The 18,112-nt window shown below is 46.0% G+C and carries 13 protein-coding genes and 1 pseudogene; 2 read left to right on the top strand and 12 right to left on the bottom strand.

Annotation, left to right across the window (positions count from 1 at the left end):
- Nucleotides 1-12 precede the first annotated feature (12 nt).
- Nucleotides 13-372, top strand: a complete 360-nt coding sequence (gene queD / locus CCZ37_RS06900; RefSeq protein ID WP_010320709.1) for a 6-carboxytetrahydropterin synthase QueD — start codon at nt 13-15, stop codon at nt 370-372.
- An 83-nt stretch (nt 373-455) separates the two neighbouring features.
- On the opposite strand, the pseudogene CCZ37_RS06895 reads toward queD, so the two are convergent.
- Nucleotides 456-1,526 (bottom strand): annotated as a pseudogene (locus CCZ37_RS06895) (HNH endonuclease signature motif containing protein); the annotation flags it as partial.
- Between the two features lie 751 nt (nt 1,527-2,277).
- Here CCZ37_RS06895 and CCZ37_RS06890 point away from each other — a divergent pair.
- Complete coding sequence (locus CCZ37_RS06890) at nt 2,278-6,021, top strand: M66 family metalloprotease (protein WP_094500113.1); 3,744 nt, start codon at nt 2,278-2,280, stop codon at nt 6,019-6,021.
- A 37-nt stretch (nt 6,022-6,058) separates the two neighbouring features.
- Here CCZ37_RS06890 and mnhG read toward each other — a convergent pair whose 3' ends face one another.
- From mnhG to pabB, 11 genes are all read right to left on the bottom strand, one after another.
- Nucleotides 6,059-6,370, bottom strand: coding sequence for a monovalent cation/H(+) antiporter subunit G (mnhG, locus tag CCZ37_RS06885; protein WP_010320706.1), 312 nt, complete (start codon nt 6,368-6,370; stop codon nt 6,059-6,061).
- Entirely contained in the window at nt 6,370-6,648 is a 279-nt protein-coding gene (locus tag CCZ37_RS06880; RefSeq protein ID WP_010320705.1) for a cation:proton antiporter, read from the bottom strand. Before CCZ37_RS06880 ends, mnhG begins: the two co-directional genes overlap by 1 nt.
- Nucleotides 6,641-7,117 (bottom strand): Na+/H+ antiporter subunit E, encoded by a 477-nt coding sequence (locus CCZ37_RS06875; protein WP_010320704.1) that lies wholly within the window; start codon nt 7,115-7,117, stop codon nt 6,641-6,643. The genes CCZ37_RS06880 and CCZ37_RS06875 overlap by 8 nt, the downstream gene beginning before the upstream one ends.
- Nucleotides 7,114-8,610, bottom strand: coding sequence for a proton-conducting transporter transmembrane domain-containing protein (locus CCZ37_RS06870; RefSeq protein ID WP_094500111.1), 1,497 nt, complete (start codon nt 8,608-8,610; stop codon nt 7,114-7,116). Before CCZ37_RS06870 ends, CCZ37_RS06875 begins: the two co-directional genes overlap by 4 nt.
- A complete protein-coding gene (locus CCZ37_RS06865; protein WP_094500110.1) occupies nt 8,607-8,960 on the bottom strand; it encodes a Na+/H+ antiporter subunit C in 354 nt (117 codons plus the stop codon). The genes CCZ37_RS06870 and CCZ37_RS06865 overlap by 4 nt, the downstream gene beginning before the upstream one ends.
- Nucleotides 8,960-11,536 carry a hydrogen gas-evolving membrane-bound hydrogenase subunit E gene (gene mbhE, locus CCZ37_RS06860; protein ID WP_167372427.1) on the bottom strand — a complete coding sequence of 859 codons (2,577 nt, stop codon included), beginning with the start codon at nt 11,534-11,536 and terminating at the stop codon, nt 8,960-8,962. Before mbhE ends, CCZ37_RS06865 begins: the two co-directional genes overlap by 1 nt.
- Before the next feature lie 251 nt (nt 11,537-11,787).
- Complete coding sequence (locus CCZ37_RS06855; RefSeq protein WP_094500108.1) at nt 11,788-12,729, bottom strand: universal stress protein; 942 nt, start codon at nt 12,727-12,729, stop codon at nt 11,788-11,790.
- 236 nt (nt 12,730-12,965) lie between these two features.
- Nucleotides 12,966-14,327 (bottom strand): L-serine ammonia-lyase, encoded by a 1,362-nt coding sequence (locus CCZ37_RS06850; RefSeq protein WP_094500107.1) that lies wholly within the window; start codon nt 14,325-14,327, stop codon nt 12,966-12,968.
- A gap of 101 nt (nt 14,328-14,428) precedes the next feature.
- Nucleotides 14,429-15,682 carry an aromatic amino acid transport family protein gene (locus CCZ37_RS06845; RefSeq protein ID WP_094500804.1) on the bottom strand — a complete coding sequence of 418 codons (1,254 nt, stop codon included), beginning with the start codon at nt 15,680-15,682 and terminating at the stop codon, nt 14,429-14,431.
- 299 nt (nt 15,683-15,981) lie between these two features.
- Nucleotides 15,982-16,611: a CoA pyrophosphatase gene (locus CCZ37_RS06840; protein ID WP_094500106.1), complete on the bottom strand. Its 630-nt coding sequence runs from the start codon at nt 16,609-16,611 to the stop codon at nt 15,982-15,984.
- A gap of 65 nt (nt 16,612-16,676) precedes the next feature.
- Entirely contained in the window at nt 16,677-18,068 is a 1,392-nt protein-coding gene (pabB, locus tag CCZ37_RS06835) for an aminodeoxychorismate synthase component I (protein WP_094500802.1), read from the bottom strand.
- Nucleotides 18,069-18,112: the final 44 nt, after the last annotated feature.

Genomic DNA, 18,112 nt, shown 5'->3' with positions numbered 1-18,112 from the left:
TTGAGAACCAAGATGAAAACAGAATTATACAAAGAGTTTATGTTTGAAGCCGCGCATCGTTTACCCCATGTACCTGCAGGGCATAAGTGCGGCCGTTTACATGGGCACTCTTTTTTAGTTCGTCTGTATGTCGAAGGTGAGGTTGACCCTCATACTGGCTGGGTGATTGATTTTTCTGAAATTAAAGCGATATTTAAACCTATTTATGATCGTTTAGATCACTATTACTTGAATGATATTGAAGGGTTAGAGAACCCAACCAGTGAAGTGCTTGCGAAATGGATTTGGCAACAATTAAAGCCAAGCTTACCACTGCTCAGCAAAGTTGAGATTAAAGAAACCTGCACAGCGGGTTGTATTTATAAAGGCTAATACCCACATAATTCAGAACAACAGACTAAACAACAAGTAGATAGGTCATTATCGCGCCTATCTACTTGTCCATCATAAATACATTAATGACCCCAAATTTGGCTTACATATTCAGGATGATCGATATAGGGATTTCGGTTACCTTGAAATTGATAAACGGCATCATTACGCTGACGTTCTTTAGCACTCACTGGATCTTCTTGGTGCCAACGCTTTAGCATAGCCAGAGCCCAAGCTTCAAAAACCACGGTGCTAGTACCATCAAGTATGGCATCAGCGTTATCAGTATTTCCTTGCCAGCTGCCGATACGGTTCTCGTAGCGGGTTGCCATGTAAAAATAGGCGCGCGCTAGATCGCCTTTAAATTCATCAATAGGCTCAAATACGGTGCCATTATAACCTAGCGTATTGCTTGCACTGCCAAGTTTTGAACCATTGCTTGAGGTATAAGTGATATGACCAACCTCGCCAAATGGCCAGTTACTGCGTTTTGCATTGACAAAGCCATCTGTGGCAAACAAGTGGTGACCGTCGGAATTCATTGGCTCAACGCTGCCCCCAAACCAGCTTTTAGGAAATGAGTGTTCTCTATTGTAACAATCGCCTTCTCGTCGATACTGACCACACTGATCGCTGACTTTAGTAAAACTAACACTGTCGTTGCTGTCAGGTTTCTCAGAATAGATATCTAACACTGAACCGTCATTCTCGTAGTAGTTATCTATGTCTGTATTTTGTAATAGTGTCCAAATTGCGGAATAACCGCGGCTATTATGATTCTTTATGATGTTGTATAAGGCCGTTTTTAGTTCAAAACCTGTTTTTCCTATCGCGGCTTGATAATAGTCATGGTTAGCAGGTGATGTTGATTCACCAAGTAATAAGCTGCTTGATTGGCTGTATTGAAATTCTCCACCAGAGGCCAGTATTTCCGAGCCTTTAGCTAAGGAATAAAGACCATTGCCAGAGGCACAGCAAATACCATCACCATAACTGTCACGGATGGTGAATTGATATTCACCATCCGATAAACATATTTCTTGGCTATAAAATGTTGAATCTGAGTAATTGTTACCCGCATAAATAACCTGTGAGAGGCTGTTTTTTATTTCCCATGTTGTTTCAGAAGCATACTGATCAGTGGTTAAACTCAGTGTTAGGTTGTGAGCGCGACATGTCACATGACTTGATGGTTGCTCAGCGTCACTATTTTCTGTCTGCGCACTGGTAATGGGAGAGCAAAGCAAGGCTAGTAGGGCAAGGTATGAAATTTTTATGATCATCATTCTCTCTTTAGATAAGATAGTTAAATCATAATTAAGATAACCATTTGCTTGGATAATAAATTAAATATACGTCTCATTTTAATTTGTTATGTATTTGCTATTTCAATATTTATGCCGAAGATCTCACGTTTAGTGGGTTATTCAAGAAAAAAGCCCCCCGCAGCTTACATGTGTGTTATGCGGCTTATCTCGCGGTGACTTCCGCGATGCTAATCAGCGAATATCTGTGTGAAAAAATCGCTCACTTAACTTTCTCAATGCCCATCAATGAGTGTGGGTGATTTCTTTGTCCTCAACAACAAAAAATACTTATATATCATTATCTTTAATTGATTTTGATGTGATTATTCACTGATTTTATGTGTGATTGTTTGCATTTTTTTGGGCTATGGCTCGCATTGTCAAGAAGCTATCTTCATAGAGTTGGAACCCTTGTCTCTTTGTGGATGCAGTGAGACTGCTGATATGCCATTCGGTAACTAATAATAACTCTGTAACCCGGTTGTCTATGTCCGGAGCCTATTGCGATATGAATTCGCTAGATTCCGAGGGTTACTGCGGCCGAAATTCAGGCCGCATCACTATAACCAGAATGGTAACTAAAATGAGAAATCTAACCATGGACAAGAAACCATTAACGCTTCTGATAACTGGGCTATTGGCAAGCACATCGGCGTGGGCGCAACATGAGCTCACTCTGGTGCAGATCGGCGAAAAAACCGTTGAGCGGCTAGAATCGATTAAAGCGATGGCCGAACGCGGAGAAGGGGTGTTTGAGCGTAGTGGCGAACGCTGGATCAGTTACAAAGGGACTGACTATCGCCTGAGCTACAAAAATGATCTGCAGTTCCCTTTTTTGCCTTATCAAGGCGGCGATGATACGCCTTATCGCAACGTGATTGACTTTGTCGATCAGAGTTGGGAATTCATGATGTATGACGGCGGTTTTTATCTGATGAGCCGCGAATTTGGTGTTTACCAACCGGACGATCAAGGCTGTTTTGTCGAATACATTCCTGCGGCACACGGGTCTAAGCGCGCCGATGGTAGCTACATTTGGCAACGTGATGTCATCTATCGTACCGAAACCTCGGATTGTGGTGCGTTAGTGAAGCCAGAGATTACCTCGTTAACCGTTTCGAGTTTGTCTGATGTCGGTGTGTCGTTTGACTGGCTTGGGCAAAATGAAGCCGATAAGACTCAGCTCACCTTAACCAATTTGAGTGATGCGAAGGATGTTCGCCGCTATGATTCGGTTTCTGCGGGCTTTTTTATCGGTGACCTTAAGCCAGAAACCCAGTATGAAATTGCCCTCAGTTCCTGCAATCAGGTCGATTGCGCCGAGCCGAAAGTGGTGCGCTTCACGACTCAGGAAGCTCGTGTTGGCTTTGCTGATGAGATCCCAACTCCTAACCATTTGCAAGGCAGTTTAGAAGGCGGTTTGGGCATAACGCAAACGCACACCTCCGTCGCGCCTAATAGCAATGAGCTGACAGGGCAAGGCCATTTGGATGTGATCATGAATCGCGAAGCGATGCTGCTCTTCACGCCTTCGCAAGGCGAAGAGATAAACCAAGTGCGCGCCGAATTGTTCCTCGATGGCGAATTAGTGCAAAGCACCTTGATGCTACCTCCTAGTGCTTTGGCTGCGTCGGATCAGCCGGACAATGGTCGTATGAAGGTGGTGTTCTCTCATCACGCTTGGTCACTGCCGCTGCAATGGAATTGGATGAAGCCGGGTCTATCACTGCGCTTGACCGACAACTTAGGCCGTGAAGGTGTGCTCAGCCAAGGAGACATCCAGTTTGGTGGTGCGCCTGAGTTGGTGATTCAAAATATCGACATGGGCATGCTGACTCAACCGCGTAACCGCAATACGATGATTCAAAATCTTCCAACTTTGGCCGCGGATTATTTCCAAAAAATACCCGCGTCTAAATTGGTGATGGCTGACTACACTCCTGCCTATTTTCCTGTTGTCACTATGCCAAATGGTGTGGTGTACACCGATAAGAGCGCGAGCACGGGTGGTTGGCACAGCGGCGATATGCGTGAAGCGATCGGTAAAGCGTTGGTCTCTACAGGTGTCAACAACGCCAACGTCGGCATTGTGAGTAGTGCGGGTTATTCGCAGCAATACAACCGCCGCTACAACCACATTACCGCACACACCAACGTCGGGGTGTATACCAAAGAAGGTACAGATTTAGCTCAAGTTGTGGTTCATGGCGGCAGTGGCGGTGGCGGTAAAGTAACCCTGCAAAATACTACCGGCAATGAATGGTCCCATGAACTGGGGCATAACTATGGTTTAGGTCACTGGCCGTACATGGCCTCAATTCACGATATGGAATCTGGCTGGGGTTGGGATGCGTTCCACCAACGCTTTATTGGTAACTTACACTGGAAAGGCGATGTTTATACCCAACAGCAAGGTGATGATATTGTGCCACCGTTTAAAGATGCGTTCCGTTTCTTACGTGATGCGCAAAATGGCGGAGAGCAAGAGTACGTTGGCACCATCAGCCGCTTTACCTTGGAGCATCCGGCTCAGTCGCGCAAAGCACAGCGTTGGATGAACAACGGTTTTAACCTTGATAGCAACAGCCCAAGCGGCTATGTGCAATGGGATCAGGCGACGCAAAGTTATAAAGCAGTCGAAACGGATACCCCCAAACCGCAGCAAGTGGGTGTGCCGGTAGTGACCTTATTGGGTATTTACGATCCGCAGAATGAGAATCCTAGTCAAATCTATCCTCTGGTTTACTCAAATTATGGCAACGTGTTTGAGCTGCCACAGCCAGAGCAAGGTGAGTATCAGCTAGAAGGTTGGCAAGCGGCCGGGGATCTCACTCAAGCCGAAATCCAATACAACCAATGGCAGACGTTATTGATTGATGGGCAACAACTGCCAATTTGCCGCTTTGATTACACCAATACCAATGGTCAAAGCGCGACGTTTGTTGGCGGCTTAAATGCACAACGTAACGTGTGTGAAGGTAGCCGAGATATGCGCTGGTATAACGATTATCAGATCGATTCGCCGGTAGGGCAGTATGAATTACTTTCGCAATTTGGTGCAGGCAATGTCACCTACACCCCGAATGCTGAAATTGGTGAAGTGCAACTGTGTACATTAAACAAGCCGCACAATAATGGTAGCCATGACGGGGCAGGTTTTGTACGCAATGGGCGTTGTGAGCAAGTCGAAGGCGTGAAAAATAACGCTGAAGGCCGTGTTTGGAGCTATGCAATTCGTAATAGCGAAGTGTTGTCGAGAACCTTAGCTTCTCAACGTCGTTGTGAGTTAGTGGTGGAACATCGCAATGGCTCAACCCATATCGCACTGGACGGCAATCGTCACAAATCGACCGAAAGTAACAAGTTCCACGTTAACTTATCGATGGAAAAAGGTGTACCTACCCAAGTGAGTTTGAGCTGTAGTGACCTTAACGGCACTTCAACGCTGACACATTTCACGCCAGATCAGAACCCGCCGCTGGATAAGCTCAAAGGCCCAATCATCATTGGCCAAGAGTACGGTTACAGCCAAGTGGTCGATATGACACCAACCTTCGCGCAGAATGAAACTCTGCTGAACACGGATTTTGCGACCATCGCTGAGTTTGATGCCTTTGTGGCTGAACACTATGGGCGAAGTGTGCTCAACAATGGTGTGACGAAAGCGGAGCGCCGTGCGGGGGCGTTGTATGTTTACCCGAATCCAGAAACGGGTACGCGCGACTACTTTGTGATGCGCACGCTTGAAGCTGGCGCATTCCCGGCCGATCAAACCAGTAATCAAGGTTGGAAATATCTAGGTTCGGCAGATCGCTATGTGAACTTTGCTTTCAACCCAATCAAGCTCAATAGAGCGGCTGGTGTGAGCATTGAAGCGCGTGTACAAAGCTACTTTGGTGTATCTCGCTTATTGACATGGGATGAGCGTACCTCAACCACTTGGGATAATGAGCAAAATGCGGTGTTTGTTGGGCAAATCGATGGTGAAAACCATTACTTTATCCAAAAGCGTCCGGGCGAAGGGGAGGCATTTCCAACGCGCGGAGCGCCAAACCAAGATTGGATTTGGCTAGGCAGTGACTCTTCTATTCAAGAGTATCTTACTGAGTTGAATCGCGATCTGGCCAGCTTTGAACGGATGCTATTGGAATGGTATCAACAAGACGCGATGGGCGTGTGGGGCAGTGATGGTCAGCGTGGCAACGTGAACGATATTTATCAATATGCGTTTAGAGGTGGCTACCACTACTACCGCTTGAAAGTGACTAAGTACGGTTATTTCCCTTACCCAACCGATCCCAATCCAACCAATGGACACTGGGAATATCTCGGCCAGTTTTAAATCTCGCTCAAGCTCAAAGCCAGTCAAACGACTGGCTTTATTGCTTTTTAGCATTCCCTCGGTTGCGCCAAATACTATAGCCTGCTTCTAGTGTGACTTTACCGAGTAAATGGGCCGCGACGGGAGCGGTCAGAAAAATAAACAGCATGATGCCGACCAGTCGTGATATCACGCCAGTCTCAGGCATACAGAGTGCGACAGCAAGGAGCAATAAAGACAAGCCAGCTGTACCGGCTTTGGTGGCAGCGTGCATGCGAGTATAGAGATCGGGCATGCGCAAAATGCCTAGGCTCGCAAATAGTGTGAACAAGGTGCCGAGAACCAGTAAGAGAGCCGCTAACATCGACATTAATGTTCTCCTTTTCGTTTAGCGATAAATCGTGCAAAAGCTATGGTGCCAAGGAAAGCCACTAAGCCTAGGGTTAAGGCAATATCCAATAGTGTCTGCTGACCACTGTCTAAGCTGTAAACAACAATAAAACCTATGGTGATAAAGGAAATTAAATCGAGAGCCACCACGCGATCGGCGAGCGATGGGCCTAGCACTAAGCGGATAAACGCCATTGCCAAGCTAAGCAAAAGCCCTAGATAGGCGAAATGAATCGCCAGTGGTAATGAGTTATCCACGAGTGACCTCCAGTATCCGTTTTTCAAGACCATTTTTGATGTCGTTAATCACCGCTTGGTGCTCTGGAGCAAACATTGCGTGAACGATCAAATACTGTCTATCTTCGCTAACATCGAGACTTAAAGTGCCGGGAGTGAGCGAAACCATGTTGGCCAATAGGGTAATCTCAAGATCGCTGCGGGCATCTAATGGCACGTAGACAATGTCAGGATCGCTCAGATGCTTTGGTGTCACGACATCCCATGCGACTCGAATCACCGAGACAATCATTTCGTAAAGGAAATAGATAGCAAGGCTGGCGATGGCTCTAAAACGGCGAAAGTAACTGGTTTTTAAGCCAAATGGCTGACTGAGGCGCAGTGCCCAAAACCCCACCACGAATCCCAATAAGAATTGCAAGCTGGAGTAATCACCATTGAGCAGCATCCACGCCGTGGCAAGAAAGAGGTTGAGGAAGAGATAAATCATTTTGAGCCTCCCAAAACAGCATGGATATAAGCGGTTGGCGTTAATAATTGTTCTGCGGCTAAGGTAGCAAATTGGTAAAACGGCTGCGCAGCCAAACCAATCACTAGGCTAAACAGGGTGAGCACTAGGATCGGCAGTGCATAAAGGCCGAGTGTTGAGCGGGCTAACGTCTCCTGCGGTAGAGCGGCAGGGGCATCTTTCCAAAACACTTCATTCCAAATTTTGGTCATCGAGAAAATCGTTAGCAGGCCAACCAGTAGCGCAATCGCGGCAAGCCAATACAGCTCAGCAGCCAAACTCGCTTTGATGACTAGGAACTTGCCCCAAAAACCCGACAGAGGAGGGAAGCCCGCCAAAGAGAATGCGGCGAGCAAGAAGCCAAAGGTAAGCCAAGGCATGGCTTTATATACTCCACCGAGCTGCGTTAATTGGGTTGTGCCGTACTTTCTGCCAATTAAGCCACCAATCAGAAATAGGTTACCCTTCACCAAGATATGGTGGATGACATAAAAAATCGCACCTGTGATGGCCAAAGGGGTATAAATGGCTAGCCCCATAATCATGTAGCCAATTTGGCTAATGATATGAAAAGAAAGAATCTTTTTAATGTCATATTGGCTTGCTGCACCGAGTACGCCAGTGAGCATGGTCAGCGCCGCAATCCCCAGCAGGACCGGTTGCCAGCCACTGTTATCGAGCGGAAATACCAGAGTGAAGACTCGCAGCAAAGCGTAGACACCGACTTTGGTGAGCAATGCGGCAAACAGGGCAACAATCGCGCTCGGCAAGGTGTGGTAAGACGCCGGTAGCCAAGCAAACAGAGGAAACAGCGCTGCTTTGATAGAAAACGCGAACAATAACAATCCAGCGAGCATGGTTTTCATCTCCGGAGCGAGGGATTGAGCTTTGTCATGTAAATCTGCGAGGTTTAAGGTTCCGGTGGCACCGTAAAGCAGTCCTATCGAAAGTAAAAACACCAAGGTAGAGATGAGATTGAGCAGCACATATTTGATGGCGCCATCAATTTGTTGCTGGTTTGCATCCAACACCATCAAGCCGAAAGAAGCGATCAGCATGACTTCAAACCAGACATAAAGGTTGAAAATATCCCCCGTTAAGAAAGCGCCATACACACCAGCCAGTAGAACGTGCAACAGCGCGTGATAGCGCGCGTATGAGGGTTTGGCGCTTAAATCGGCAATCGCATAGATAACGCTAACCAAGCCAATAATGGCCGTCACCATGACCATAGCGACGCTCAATAAATCAGCGACAAAAACGATGCCAAAGGGGGCCGACCATTGCCCAAAGGCAATAGATGCTGGGCCATGAGTGTAAATGGTGATCGTGAGTAGAGCGCCAGTAAAGAGATTGATGATACTGCAGATCACACTCAAACCGTTGGTCAGCCAACGATTACGCCCCGCTAAAAAGATCGCAACTGCAGTGAGCAGTGAGATCACAACGGGTAAGGTCAACCCAATGGCAATCATTCTTCCTCCTCTGAGCGACGCATCTCATCGACGTCCGCGCTGCGAGTCTCAAAATAAGCTCGGTAAAACAGCAGCAAAGCAAAAACCAGTAAGCCAAAACCGATCACAATGGCGGTTAAAATCAGCGCTTGTGGCAGCGGGTTAGCTGCACCTTCAGCGGGTAACAAGGCTCCCACCTCAATTAAGGGGGGAGCGGCGGGCGTTAAGCGCCCTGCGGTGAAAATGGCTAAGTTCACGGCACTACTGAGGAGGATGAGGCCAAACAATAAGCGCAGTAAGTGGCGCTCTAGCATTAAGTAGATACCAGCGGCGACAAAAACACCGACAACGATGCTCCATAATCCTTCCATTAGTCGAGTTCCTCTTTAACGCGCAGCAACATGCCCATCACGCCGCCAATGATCGACAAATAGATGCCGACATCAAACAGCAGTGGGGTGCCAAGTGGTAATATCTCTTTCCACCATAACCCAGTTAGGAAAGGCAAACCGACCGCGACACTCATGGCTCCTGCCATAAAACTGAGCAGAATGCCAAACAAGGCAATATTGAGTGGCGAGAAGTGGAGACGATCTCTCACGTATTGGGGCGATTCGGCGAAGAGGAGCAGCGAAAAGCCGATCACCGCAATCAATGCGCCGATGAAGCCACCGCCGGGATCATTGTGTCCTCGCAGCAACAGATAGAGAGAAAACATCAGCATCAAGGCGGTCACAATATGTGCGGTAGTGGCAAAGATTAGAGAATGAATCTTCTGTGGTTGCTCGGTTCGTTTGGGTAAGAGGCTAATCGCGACAAGGCTCGCCATGACGACCACAATTACTTCTCCCAAGGTATCAAAGGCACGAAAATCGACCAAAATGACATTGACGATGTTGCGGCCATGGCCGCCGGGAACGCTCTGCTGCGCAAAATAGTCAGATAAAGTGGTATCGATAGGATGCGCCGTGATATTGAGCAGGATTAAGGTTACGGATGCACCAATCACACTGGCTATCACCGCATTCAATGTGCGCCGCGGTACAGAATGGCGAACGACCGTCGACAAGTAGGGCATATGGCGCATCAGTAGCACCACAAACACCACCATCAGCGTTTCGACCAGCAAGAGGGTTTTGGCAACATCTGGGGCGCTATAAATCATAAAGACTAACGTTGTCATAAAACCGACCATGCCTAGTGATAACACAGACAGTAAGCGTGAGGTCGTCATGACACACAGCAGTGCGGAAGCGATCATTGCAACGGCAATTGCGACTTCATAAAAATGGATATCGGACAAGGAGGAGCTCCATGTCGATGGCAACGAAAGAGGTTGATAGAGCAGCATTAAGGCTAAAACGGCAAAAAATAGCAGCATATAACCGCTTGAGCGTTTTTGTTGCAGCATTTGTGTTTGCCAGCTTGCCAATGTCGCTAAGTAAGCCAGTACGGCATCAAATATTTGTTCTGCTTTGGGCAGCGGCTTCACAAGGCGTGCGAGCCATGTGACTAGGGTTGCGTAGTTCAGATACAGCACGACCCCTAGCACCAGTGTAATACCACTTAAAGCGAGGGGGATATTGAAGCCTTGCCATAATTTTGCGGCTTGTGGAACGCTGTTCGGATCCATCGCCATGACTGCTGGGATGACTAAATGCTGGTTAATCCAATCAAGGGCAAAAACAGGCAGTAGGAAACTGGCGATAGCCAGTGCCATCGCGGGTAACCAAAGGGATATTTTCTGTTCGATCGCTTTGGGTGGGTGGCTTTCGCTCTCCTTGGTCGCTTGACCAAAAAAAGGTTTGTAAAGTAATGCTATCGCTAACGCCACCATCAGCGAATTAATCAGTAATAAGATCAGCGTAATCCACTCAATGCCAGACTCCACGCTGGATTTGTACATGTACTCTTTACTTAAAAATCCGAACATAGGCGCAACACCGGATTTGGATAAAGCGGCAATCACCGCAGCAATGAGGCTCAGCAGCAAGACGGATTTTAAGTTGCCGAGCTTTTCTCGCTCTCGAGTGCCCGTCGCTTTATCGATATTGCCGACCACCATAAAGAGTGCAGCTTTGTAAAATGAGTGGGCTAAAATAAACAGCACGGCGGCCGTCAGCGCGACCTCGGTACCTAAACCAAGCAGCAGGGTTAATTTACCTAACGCTACATTAGTGCTGTAGGCCAACATCAGTTTTAAATCGGTTTGCTTGAATGCCAGCAGTGTGCACCAAAGAGCCGTGACTGCACCAACGGTGATAAGGCAGTAAAACCAAAGATCACTACTGGCATAAATTGGCGATAGACGAGCGAGTAAGTAAATACCGGCCTTGACCATAGTGGCAGAATGCAAATAGGCGCTCACGGGTGTGGGAGCGGCCATCGCATTAGGTAGCCAGAAATGGAATGGAAATTGCGCGGATTTAGTGAATGCACCGAGTAAGACTAAAATCAGCGAAGGTATAAACCACGGATGTGTCGCGATGTGATCCGCTTGCTCAATGATGACGCTGAGCTGATAACTATCGGCCATCAAGCCAAGTAAAATCAGTCCGGCTAAAAGCGCGAGTCCTCCGGCCCCCGTGACTAAAAGTGACTGTAGGGCATTTTTGCGTGAGACCGGTTTATCATGATTAAAACCAATCAACAGATAGGAAGTGATGGTGGTCAGTTCCCAGAAGATGAACAGCAGTAAGATATTGTCGCTTACCACCACGCCAAGCATGGCGAGCATAAAGAGAGTGAGGTAGAGGTGAAACGAGAAGCGTGCGGCTTTCTCTTTCATATAAGCCAGTGCGTAGATTTGGATCATCGCACCGATTCCTGTGATCAGTGATGCAAAAAGAAAAGAGAGTCCATCAAGTTTAAAGCTGAGATTAATATCGAGCCCCGGAACCCAAGCCACTTGCCAAGCGGCGCCGCCATCTTGGTGCCAATAAAACACGAGCCCAAATAGTATGATGGGTAGCAGGGCAAAGGGGAGTAACCCAGCCGACAGTGAGTTTTGCTTGGGGGACGTATGCTTATCAAGTCCTATCTTCAATATTGCAGCCTCTTCGAAGTCATATTAAACCCGCTCAGTGCATCCTTTCGGTAGTGCTCTGAGCGGGTTAAATTATCTACTACTTTGAAAAGTATAGACTAATTTTTAATAGTGTCGAATTCATCCGAGAGAATACTGGTTATATGCTGGAACTACTCGGTTTGGATTGGTGAGACAAATCCTTCAGGTTTGAGTGCGACTAAAGAACACTCTATCGACTGGACGATATTTTCAGCTGTATTACCAATTACAAAGCCCGCGATCCCTGTCCTTGCTAGAGTACCCATTACCAGAATATCGATATTCTCTGTCGTGACCCATTCAGGAATCTGCTCATCCGGCTTGCCGTGCAGGTGATGTATCACCAATTCGCCTGTAATGCCTGACTCATCAATAACTTGCTGTAATGCTTGTTCATGTTTTGCTTTGGCTTGTGCGATTTCTTGTTCCATCTGTTGTTGGTCCACTTGGATCCAGACATGGTCATGTAGGTAGTTTTCTAAATAGTATTCCCAGCAAGAAACAATATGCAGGCGGCTATCACAAGTGTTAGCTATCGTTCGTGATAACTCGAGTAAACGTAATGATAATGCATGTTGCTGATCCGTTGTGGTGATTGGATCAATGGCGACAGCAACACGATGATTAGCTTTAGGTTTAGATAAAGGTCGATGTAGCCAGACTGGGCAAGGGCATTTTCTAAGCAGTGTCATATCCAAAGCTTTAAAACCTTGTTGGTCATCAGCCATTGGTTCAGCTTCTTTTATCAGTAAGTCAATATGGTTGGTGAGCGCCGATTGTATCATTCCTACTGCGGGTTGTTCGTTGTGTTCAACCATCAAAGGAAAAGGCACATCATCTTTAGTGATATGATTTTGTGAACGAAATTCATCAATAGTTTGCATAAAACCGCTGAGAAAAGATTGCTCATACGGATCTTGATAGGGTTGTAGTTCGGCAGGAAATGCTGGAAATGTAATCAAACCAGCGAGTTGACCACGGTTGTTGTAAGCGAGCTGAATTGCTTGCTCTAACGCGTCGCTATGTCCGGGTAAGCCTTGAGTTACAAATAAAATATTCTTAAATTTTTTCATAGCCAGCTCCTTAGTTGATTAAAGAGTAGTCATTTTACTGGCTTATATCCTAGATAAAAATTGTAAACTTATATGTGATGATGAAATTAGATCTTATTTATAATTTTATAAGCGCTATAAAATAGCGTAGCACAAGGTTAATTAAGAAGTTTTTTGCAGTTCCAGTAACGCCACTCACAATTAAGCGAGTGGCGTTAAGCTTGAATGAACGGGGTTTTTAAATAGATAGGTGTTGGTTAGCAAACGACTTTAATCGCTAAACCACCTTGGGAAGTTTCACGATATTTGGCGTTCATATCTTTACCTGTCTCAAGCATGGTTTCGATCACTTTATCGAGCGAAACACGAGGTGCCGATGAGCGGCGTAGCGCCATCCGCGTTGCGTTGATCGCTTTCACTGCAGCAATACCATTGCGTTCGATACAAGGTACTTGCACTTGTCCCGCGACAGGGTCACAGGTTAAACCCAAGTTATGCTCCATTGCAATCTCAGCGGCCATGCAAACTTGTTCAGGGCTTCCCCCCATCAGTTCTGCAAGGCCCGCTGCTGCCATCGAACAGGCAACACCCACTTCACCTTGACAACCCACTTCCGCACCAGAAATAGAAGCGTTACGCTTGTAAAGCCCACCGATAGCTCCAGAGGCGGCAAAGTAACGGATATAATCTTTTTCAGTAACGGTCTGAATGAATTTATCGTAATAAGCTAACACTGCAGGAATAATACCGCATGCGCCATTAGTAGGTGCCGTCACTACACGCCCACCCGCGGCATTTTCTTCGTTCACTGCAAAAGCGTACATGTTTACCCAGTCAACGACCGCCATTGGGTCGTTGGTGGTCTTTTCTGAGGTCATTAACTGTTGACGAAGCGCTGCTGCCCGACGTGGAACACGAAGAGGCCCTGGTAAGATACCTTCAGTATTCATACCACGGTCCATACATTCGCGCATGGTTTTCCAAATATTGGCAAAGTAAGTACGAACTTCTTCATCAGAATGCAGTGCTTTTTCGTTAGCCATAACCAGCGTACTGATGGAAAGACCACTCTCTTTGCATTGGTTCATCATCTCGTCAGCGCTAGTGAAGACATAAGGAACTTTAATTGGGTTCTCTTTTTCTTTACCAAAGTTCTCTTCGTCAACGATAAAACCACCGCCGATAGAGTAGTAGGTTTTTGAGTAAAGGACTTCATCATCGATCCACGCGTGGATCTGCATGCCGTTTTCGTGCAAGGACAAATTCGTTTTGTGGAAATTCATTCCACCTTCTTTAGGAAACGATACGGTATGACAGTGCATACCAACGGGAAGACGCTCGGTTTCTTCAACGCGTGCGATAAAGCCTGGAATAGCATCGATATCCACTTTCTCAGGGGTGTTACCAGCAAGACCCATGATGATAGCGATATCTGTGTGGTGACCTTTCCCTGTCAGTGATAATGAACCATAAACGTCCACGGTGATTTTAGTGATGTCGCGCAATTTTCCCATTGAACGTAAATCATCAATAAACTCTTTACCCGCTTTCATTGGCCCCACGGTATGTGAGCTTGAAGGACCAACACCGATTTTATAGATATCAAATACACTAATCATATCGATTACCTCAAAAGTAAGCCCCCCTAACTAAGAGGGAGGCTCATTATTATAGTTATGTTCTGTATTCTGTATTCATGACGGTTGATATAACCACCAGATTAAAGAGCGCCGTAGATTACAGAAGTAATAGCAGCAAGACCACAGATAGTTGTGAAAATCTGTACTGGTGCTGAAGTCTTGAACTTCGCCATTGCAGGAACCTTGTGCATTGCAAATACGGGCAGTAGGAACAAGATACCAGCAATCATCGGTGCGCCCATGGTTTCAATCATGCCTAGAATGCTTGGGTTTACAATCGCTACAATCCAAGTAGTCAACACGATGAAGATCAGTGACATTTTTTCAATCTTGCTTACTGAGCTATTTGAGCGAGATTTAATTAAACCCACCAAACCTTCATGAGCACCTAAGAAGTGACCGAAGTAGCTAGAGGTGATCGCTGCAAACGCAACAAGAGGGCCCATATAAGAGATGATTGGTGATTCATGAATATTTGCTAGGTAAGAAAGCACCGAGATATTCTGTTCTTTTGCTAGTGCCAGTTGCTCTGGCGACAGAGATAGCACAACAGAAAATACGAAGAACATCACAAAACCCATCAGCATCATGGCCGCGCCACCAGTGATCATGTCGGTTTTCTTAACCGCATTATCACCGTATTGTAGGCGTTGTTCTTTAGAGAACTGGCTGATGATTGGGCTGTGGTTGAAAGAAAACACGATGATAGGAATAGCAAGCCAAACGATGGTTGGCATGGCAGACCAATCAGGCGCTACTTCCATCATTGAAGTGTTCCAATCTGGGATAAGGTAGAAAGAAAGAGCTAATAAAATGAAAACCAGCGGATACACCATGGCAGACGTCGCTTTTAGCATCAGTTCTTTACCAAAGATTACGCCAGCTGTCATGGCAGCAATTAGTGCGCCAGAAAGTAACCAACGAGGAATCGATTCCATGCCAACTTGGTTAACAAGGAAGGAATCAACGGTGTTTGTGATGCCAACGCCGTAGATAAGAACGATAGGATAGATGGCGAAAAAGTATGCGAACGTAATAAGGTTTGCGCCAGTTTTACCAAAATGCTCTTCTACTGTGTCAGTAATATCAGAATCAACATTTTTTGAAGAAAGAACAAAGCGAGCTAAGCCTTTGTGTGCGAACCAAGTCATTGGCGCCGCAATTAGGGCTAACATTACTAATGGCCAAAAACCACCCGCACCAGCTTTAATTGGAAGGAAAAGTACACCGGCACCAACGGCTGTACCAAAAAGTGAAAGACACCAAGTGAAATCTTTATAAGTCCACTTGCTAGAGGATTGTACGGCAGATGCCGACGAAGTTGTTGTGTTCATATTGTATTGCTCATTTTTGGGAACAGGAAATAAGTCGAGCGCATTTTGCATAATTTTCTCATTCGAAAACTAGATCTAAATCATGTAACGTTCGTGCTTACTGAATGATATGTCAAAAACCCATTTTTGATCACGAAAATGGCGTGCTACATGTGAGTAATGTTAATGATTTGGATTAGTAAAAGTTATCAATATAATGCTTCGATTAACATTTATTCATGCCAAACGTTTGCTTTTGGGAGGGATAAGGAAAAATAATCATCCGTGTTATTTAAACTTATGGTTGAATAGTTTGAATATTAATGAGGTTGAATAACTTGTTTTTGCAAAACATGAATGATCTGCGCTGTCATCCCCCAAATAAAATGATGTTGATAAGGGATGGCGAAAACGCGATGTCGTTGATTTTTTACTTGAAATAATTCGCTATAGAGTTTGTTTCGATCAAACAGATGGTGGGCGGGAACTTCAAATATTTCGTCCACTTCATTGGTATCAATAATAGCTTTGTAATTGGGGTTGATAAAAGCAAGAAAGGGCGTCACTACAAACTTACTGACGGTAACCAATTCAGGCAGTTGCCCAAAAATAGTGATGTCGTTTGCTAGAATTCCAATTTCTTCGCTTACTTCACGAAGTGCTGTGATTTGCAGTGAACCGTCGACTTCCTCATATTTCCCGCCAGGAAAACTGATTTGTCCTGGATGATGTTTAAGGTGCGCAGCTCTTTTGGTTAATACTACGTTTAGGCCATTTGGCCTCTCAACAAAACCAATTAACACCGAAGCCTTACGCAAGGTTTGAGGAGCAAGGTGTGCTACACGACGGATAGATTCTTCATGATAAGGCACAGGTTGTTGCAACTGAAAGCGCTGGATAAGCCGATCTTTTGTCAAGGGGGTCGCAGTCTGTACGCTGTTTCTCTTCATTTTCGTTACCTACTCGAATTTTGCATCTATCTCTTTTTAGCCTAGTTCAATAAACCTTGGAAAGGTTAACGAGAATGTTCAAGCACAGGTAAAATGCGGCTCAGTTTATCCAGTGTCTCCTGATATTCAAGCTCACACTGACTATCGGCAACAATACCGCCACCAGCCCAAACGTGCAGTTGTTGCTTTTCTGCCACCAAAGTTCGGATAGCAATACTGCTGTCCATTGTCCCGTGGCGACTAATATAGCCGATGCTGCCACAGTAAACGCTACGGCGGTGAGGCTCTAACTCCTCAATAATTTCCATTGCACGTACTTTTGGTGCGCCAGTAATTGAGCCTCCGGGGAAGCTGGCTCTTAATAGATCGGCAGCGCAATAGGCTGAGTCAAGTTCTGCGCGAATGGTACTCACAAGGTGATGCACGGCAGGAAAACTTTCAATATCGAACAGCTTAGGCACATGTACAGAGCCCGGTTTTGCTACACGGCCAACATCGTTTCGTAATAGGTCCACTATCATCAAGTTTTCGGCTTGATCTTTTTCTGCGCAAGCAAGTTCCGCGGCGTTAGCGGCGTCAATGTCTGGGTTATCGCTTCTTGGGCGGGTGCCTTTTATTGGCTTAGTTTCAATAATGTTGTGTTTGACCTGCATAAAACGTTCGGGAGAGACACTCAAAATCGCTGACTTCTCTAAGCGGATAAAAGCTGAAAATGGAGCACAATTAAACATTTCTAGTTTTTGGTAAGCTTGCCATTCACTGCCTTCGTAGTCGGCTTTAAAGCGCTGTGCGAGATTGATTTGATAACAATCACCACTGAGCAAATAGTGCTGGATTTGCTCAAATTTCCGTTGGTAGCTCTCTTTACTCATGTTGGATTGCCAATCAGAGCGTAATGCAAAATGGCCGTTGTTTTTGGGGTTCTGAGTGTTGAGCCATTGCCATGCCTCATCAATATGATTGCCCACCACATAAGCGGCTTGGTGCAAATGATCAACGACCACAGCCCATTGATAGAGGCCAATCGCCATATCAGGTGTGGATAGATCGTGTTCAGCGAGCGTTGGAATTCGTTCTATCTGCCGCCCTAAATCATAGGCAAAATAACCGAGTGCACCGCCCACGAAAGGAAGGTCCATATCGCTTTGAACATCGGGTAAATATTGCTGCTGTAATTGTTTGAGTAGCTGGAATGGGTCGACTTGAGAGTGGTAGCGATAGTGAGGCTCGCATACCCTTGTTTTATGGCCGTGTGTTACTAAAGTGACCAATGGCTCCGCGACTAAAATATCAAAACGGCTATCAATGTGAACCTTAGAGGCGGAGCGCAACAGCATAGCCCATGGGCGGTCTTCTATTTTAGAAAACAATTGGTGAGCGAGATCGACGTGGTAAGTCAGTGCGTTAACTTGGATCTGATTGAGTTCGTTGTTATTCATTTGCGTAATTTGTGACAAAGAGACCGATCGCTGCATAGCGTGTTGAGTAAAGCAAGAGTATC

The sequence above is a fragment of the Vibrio qinghaiensis genome, from assembly GCF_002257545.1.
Classification (GTDB): domain Bacteria; phylum Pseudomonadota; class Gammaproteobacteria; order Enterobacterales; family Vibrionaceae; genus Vibrio; species Vibrio ordalii.
This window is presented reverse-complemented; position numbering and strand designations above follow the sequence as displayed.

What these genes read in the sequence shown, in the direction of transcription:
- CCZ37_RS06875 (WP_010320704.1), bottom strand. Translation starts at nt 7,117, where the DNA reads ATGATTTATCTCTTCCTCAACCTCTTTCTTGCCACGGCGTGGATGCTG.
- queD (WP_010320709.1), top strand. Translation starts at nt 13, where the DNA reads ATGAAAACAGAATTATACAAAGAGTTTATGTTTGAAGCCGCGCATCGT.
- CCZ37_RS06865 (WP_094500110.1), bottom strand. Translation starts at nt 8,960, where the DNA reads ATGGAAGGATTATGGAGCATCGTTGTCGGTGTTTTTGTCGCCGCTGGT.
- CCZ37_RS06890 (WP_094500113.1), top strand. Translation starts at nt 2,278, where the DNA reads ATGGACAAGAAACCATTAACGCTTCTGATAACTGGGCTATTGGCAAGC.
- CCZ37_RS06850 (WP_094500107.1), bottom strand. Translation starts at nt 14,327, where the DNA reads ATGATTAGTGTATTTGATATCTATAAAATCGGTGTTGGTCCTTCAAGC.
- CCZ37_RS06855 (WP_094500108.1), bottom strand. Translation starts at nt 12,729, where the DNA reads ATGAAAAAATTTAAGAATATTTTATTTGTAACTCAAGGCTTACCCGGA.
- CCZ37_RS06845 (WP_094500804.1), bottom strand. Translation starts at nt 15,682, where the DNA reads ATGAACACAACAACTTCGTCGGCATCTGCCGTACAATCCTCTAGCAAG.
- CCZ37_RS06840 (WP_094500106.1), bottom strand. Translation starts at nt 16,611, where the DNA reads ATGAAGAGAAACAGCGTACAGACTGCGACCCCCTTGACAAAAGATCGG.
- CCZ37_RS06870 (WP_094500111.1), bottom strand. Translation starts at nt 8,610, where the DNA reads ATGATTGCCATTGGGTTGACCTTACCCGTTGTGATCTCACTGCTCACT.
- mnhG (WP_010320706.1), bottom strand. Translation starts at nt 6,370, where the DNA reads ATGTCGATGTTAGCGGCTCTCTTACTGGTTCTCGGCACCTTGTTCACA.